The sequence below is a fragment of the Frankia sp. CeTa3Moorea genome, assembly GCF_978021225.1.
The window spans coordinates 1-4,034 of record NZ_CDXDOR010000183.1 but is presented as its reverse complement, the minus strand read 5'-3'; the positions used below and the strand labels follow the sequence as shown (position 1 = coordinate 4,034).

The 4,034-nt window shown below is 69.7% G+C and carries 9 protein-coding genes; all 9 read left to right on the top strand.

What is annotated here, in order from left to right:
• Nucleotides 1-124 precede the first annotated feature (124 nt).
• On the top strand, nucleotides 125-274 hold the full coding sequence (locus tag AC08OV_RS21635) for a hypothetical protein (protein WP_476620218.1): 150 nt from the start codon (nucleotides 125-127) through the stop codon (nucleotides 272-274).
• A gap of 62 nt (nucleotides 275-336) precedes the next feature.
• Nucleotides 337-798, top strand: coding sequence for a hypothetical protein (locus tag AC08OV_RS21630; protein WP_476620217.1), 462 nt, complete (start codon nucleotides 337-339; stop codon nucleotides 796-798).
• 42 nt (nucleotides 799-840) lie between these two features.
• A complete protein-coding gene (locus AC08OV_RS21625) occupies nucleotides 841-1,077 on the top strand; it encodes a hypothetical protein (protein ID WP_476620216.1) in 237 nt (78 codons plus the stop codon).
• A 27-nt stretch (nucleotides 1,078-1,104) separates the two neighbouring features.
• Entirely contained in the window at nucleotides 1,105-1,572 is a 468-nt protein-coding gene (locus tag AC08OV_RS21620) for a hypothetical protein (protein ID WP_476620215.1), read from the top strand.
• Between the two features lie 97 nt (nucleotides 1,573-1,669).
• Entirely contained in the window at nucleotides 1,670-2,446 is a 777-nt protein-coding gene (locus AC08OV_RS21615; protein WP_476620214.1) for a hypothetical protein, read from the top strand.
• Nucleotides 2,447-2,514: 68 nt separating this feature from the next.
• Nucleotides 2,515-2,871: a hypothetical protein gene (locus tag AC08OV_RS21610; protein ID WP_476620213.1), complete on the top strand. Its 357-nt coding sequence runs from the start codon at nucleotides 2,515-2,517 to the stop codon at nucleotides 2,869-2,871.
• A gap of 94 nt (nucleotides 2,872-2,965) precedes the next feature.
• On the top strand, nucleotides 2,966-3,307 hold the full coding sequence (locus AC08OV_RS21605; RefSeq protein ID WP_476620212.1) for a hypothetical protein: 342 nt from the start codon (nucleotides 2,966-2,968) through the stop codon (nucleotides 3,305-3,307).
• Between the two features lie 91 nt (nucleotides 3,308-3,398).
• Nucleotides 3,399-3,770, top strand: coding sequence for a hypothetical protein (locus AC08OV_RS21600; protein WP_476620211.1), 372 nt, complete (start codon nucleotides 3,399-3,401; stop codon nucleotides 3,768-3,770).
• Between the two features lie 47 nt (nucleotides 3,771-3,817).
• On the top strand, nucleotides 3,818-4,034 hold a 217-nt coding region (locus AC08OV_RS21595; protein ID WP_476620210.1), incomplete at its 3' end, for a hypothetical protein.

Here is a 4,034-nt window from a genome sequence, read left to right as displayed (position 1 = left end):
TCCCCGCACGTGTTCGTCGGTTCGTCTTTCCACTAGGTCGGTTGGGCTCGGGAAAGGAAGCGTGACCATGCTGCGTTTCGTTCGGAGTGGTCTTCGTACTCAGGACGTGCGTCACCATCTCGGGATGGCGCTTTTGCTGCTCCTGTTGGAGCTGTTCGTCCTGCTGGTGGTGCATCTGCTGGTGGTGCATCTGCTGCTCATCGCGGCGATGTTCGGCCGGGAGATCGTCGAGTCGCTGCGCCGCCGTGACCGGGACATCCGACCGGCGGTGTGACCGACCCGGAAGGAGGTGCGCCAGCGTGGTAGTGGCGCACCTCCTTCCGTCCGGGTTGTTCCGTGACGTTCAACAGAAAGGGCATCGCCGTGGCCGTTTGTGACACGGTCTCGCCGGACTTCCTGACGCGCTTCAAGCTCGGGGTCTGGCGGCAGCTGATCAGGACGGCGGTCGTCGAGTGGGCGCCCGATCAGTCCACGAACCTTTACGGCAGCGGGTTCGACGGAACCGAGATCGAGTTCCTCGACGGCGCGCCGGTCGAGGACATCCGCGACTTCCTGGTCGACGGCATCGGCGACCTGTTCAGCCTCGCGTGCCGTCTCGGCGACAAGGCGCCGACGCCGGAGGACCTGGGCGCCGAGTACGTGCTGTCCCGTCAGCGCGCCGGGGCGGGTCTGTGGGACTGCGGTTTCGGCCCGGAAGGCGACCGGCTGCACGAACAGGCCCGGCTGCTGGGCGACATCGAGCTTCAGGTGTCCGGCCAGGCCGACGACTGCGACAGCTGGACGGTGGACGTGCTCTGAGCACGCCCCGTCCGGTCGGTGCCGATCAGAAGGGAACCAAGGTTGATCAGCTATGTGGCTCCGGGTGAGACCCGGAGCGTGGTGCTGCCGTATTCGGAGGTGTGCATGTACCTGCGGGTCGCGGGCCGACGGATGCGCTGCGAGATCCAGGCACCGGCTGGCCGGTCGCCCGCGGTGCAGCTGCTCGACGAGGACGGCCGGCCGTTCAGCTTTCCGATCACGCTCGGAGAGGCCGGTTTCCACTGCGACGGCCAAGGGCGGATCTACACCGAATCCTGACCTGGCCCGAAGGAGGCGGAAGCGACGATGTTCTCGGTGCTGGTCGACGGTCGGACCGTCGAGACCGTGGACGACGACCACGAAAGGGTCACCGTCGAGATCGGCGGCGACACGACCTACCGGTGCTCCAGCTGCGGCGATGCGCTGTCCGAAACGTCAGACGGCCGCTGGCTGGGGGAGTGCTACGGCGCGGACTGCCCGGACGCCGACCCTGACGACGCCGAGACGGGCGGCGGGCATGTGCCGGAGGCGGTGCCGCTGAGCTGGTGCAACCATGCCGGCGTCACGGCGGACGAGTCCGAGGACTCGGTGACGGTCCACATCTCGGTCGGGGACCCGCGCGGGGCGTTCACGTTCACGGTGCGCCGCGTGCCCGACGACGCCGACAGCGTGCTCGCGGGCCGGCTGCTGCTGCACGTGCCGTACCCGGACGCTCCGGGCGGGCACCGGCCCCTCACGGCGCTGCACGACGGCACCTACCTGATCGGCAGCTGACCCTCTCACCTCGCCGGCGCCGGACCGAACGGTCCGGGGCCGGCGTCAGCCTGCCCGCCCGCCGTGACCGGGCGGGCGTCACGGAAGGAGTGACGCCGTGGACGTTGCGACGCGCGTCGACTACCACGAGTTGTCGGTCGACGCGCAGGACACGGTCACCGAGATCCTGAACAGCGTCAAGGTGGCCGACGCGCCCGCGCTGGCGACCGTGCTGCGGATGACCAACCGGCCGGGTGGCTACGACGGCGATACCAGCCTGTACGTGGCCGACGCCTTCACCAAGATCGACCGGGAGGATGTGGCACCCGGGAACGACGACGGGCCGGCCTACCTCGATGACGCCGACGGGGTGCGGGAGCTGGAGAAGCTCGGCTACCTCACGGTGCACGATCTTGCCTACGAGACGTCCAGTGCCAGCTACCTCGACGAGGGCCGCAGCCTGACCGCGATCCGCGTCCTGCGCCCGTTCCACACCGTCGGAGTCGTCTACCGGTGGCGGCGCGCGCTGACCGGCCCGGCCGACGAGTGGGACATCGTCACCCGCCCCGGCGTGGTCTGGCCCGGCGTGTACGTCCATGGCGCGGTCGGGGACTACCGATCACGCGACGTCGGGCTGGTGTACGCCGGCCCGCCCGAGCTGGACACCGACGCGCTGATCTACGCGATCCGTGAGGACTCCGACGTGTTCACCTGCCACGCCGTGTGCGACAGCTGCGGCGCCGACTGGTACGCCGACGACGGGTCGTGGATGTTCCACGCCAACCGGGCACACGCCGACTTCGACTACCACGACGCGCGCCGTCACGACGGCAACACCGTGATGTGCCCGGAGCCGCTGTGCGTGTCTGGGCGGGTGAGCTTCACCGTCGGCTGATCGCCACCGCACGGACCCGACCCCGCCGGGTCGGACGTCTCCCATGCCTTGAACAGGAAGGCACCTCTATGTCCGAACCCACTCTCGCGGTCGCGACCGACTTCATCCTGTCGCACGCGACCGAGGAAGACCTCAACCGCCTCGCCGAGGTCATCCGGCAGCGGCGAACATCGCTCGCCGAGATCCGGGCCGCGGCGCTGACCACCGGCACGACGGTGCGACTCGTCCGGGTCAAGCCGAACTATCTCGAAGGGATGACCGGCCGGCTCGTCGGCATCGAGGGCAAGCACGGCATCGTCGCCCTCGACGCCGACTCCACTGACCGGCTTCGGGCCAGGGGTGGCCGCCGGTTCTTCATCCCGGCGGACGCCAAGTCCTTCGATCTCGAAGGTGTGCCGCTGGCCTGCTGCGTCCCCGTGGCCTGACCGGCCGTTCCTCCGACGGAGACGCCCATCCGGGTCGGGCGCATGTGCGCCCGCCCGGCTGGGCGTCCGTGCCGCACACGCTCTGGAGTACGACATGGCGCCCACCAGCACTATGCGCGTCACCATCAGTGACGTCTTCACCGAGTACGAGGTCCCGGCCAACGACGACCGCTGGAACGGCTGGGCCGTTCCCGGCTTCACCCTCGACCAGGTCCGCCAACTGGCGGCCGAGACCGACACACTTGCCGCGACCGTGCCCGCCGACGAGATCGACACGATCACGATCAGCGACGACGGCACCGTCTCGGTCCACAGCGGCCAGTGGGACTACGTCACCGTCGTCGAGCCCGCCCCGGACGGCCTGTACTACCTCGGCGCCTACGAATGGGCCTGGGAGATCATCCCCGGCCCACCTCTCGCGCACCCGCCGACCTGATCGGCCCCCGTTCGGCCCACGCGCGGGCCGGCACCGCGCTGCCCGGGGGCACGGCCATCGATCCGCAACTCTTCCCGCACCGGAGCCGCCCATGACCGCGCTTACCGCCGCCCCGCCCCGGGTCGGCGTGCACATCGCCGAAGACCTCGACTACTACGCCGGACCCATCGGCGACGAGGAGATCGTCGCCGAGGAACGTCGCCACTTCGCCGACGGAACCTGGACGGCCTACCTGCTGTGCACCGTCGTCGAGTGCCCGCGCTGCGGCCGTCGCTACACCACCGACGCGTTGGGCGGTGTGGTCGTCGACACGACGTCGCTGGTCGACTCGATCGTCTGGGCCGACGACCCCGCCCTCACGAACACCGACGACTACCTGCGCGCACAGATCCGCGACCTGATCCACACCGAGCAGGCCAACCCCACCCCACCGACGGAATGGGTGCCCCTGCCCACTGCCTGAACCGTTCGCCGCCTCAGTGCGGCTCCCTTCCGAAGCGACATACCGCCATGGACGACCTTGACGCCGCGATCGACGCGGCCGACGCCGACTACCGCCGGACCGCGTTCGCCCATTCCCAGACCACCGACCGGCTGGTCTCCCTGCTCGCGGCCCGCATCGCCCGCACCGTCCGCCGCGTCGGCGCCTTCCGCGACGCGACCGAGATCGGCGTCGACGCCGATCATCAGCTGGATGTGGTGTGCACCCTGACCGCTGTCCTCGCCG

Bases quoted from the DNA above. Each gene is read 5' to 3' on its own strand.
- AC08OV_RS21635 (WP_476620218.1), top strand. From the start codon at position 125: ATGGCGCTTTTGCTGCTCCTGTTGGAGCTGTTCGTCCTGCTGGTGGTG.
- AC08OV_RS21620 (WP_476620215.1), top strand. From the start codon at position 1,105: ATGTTCTCGGTGCTGGTCGACGGTCGGACCGTCGAGACCGTGGACGAC.
- AC08OV_RS21610 (WP_476620213.1), top strand. From the start codon at position 2,515: ATGTCCGAACCCACTCTCGCGGTCGCGACCGACTTCATCCTGTCGCAC.
- AC08OV_RS21605 (WP_476620212.1), top strand. From the start codon at position 2,966: ATGGCGCCCACCAGCACTATGCGCGTCACCATCAGTGACGTCTTCACC.
- AC08OV_RS21600 (WP_476620211.1), top strand. From the start codon at position 3,399: ATGACCGCGCTTACCGCCGCCCCGCCCCGGGTCGGCGTGCACATCGCC.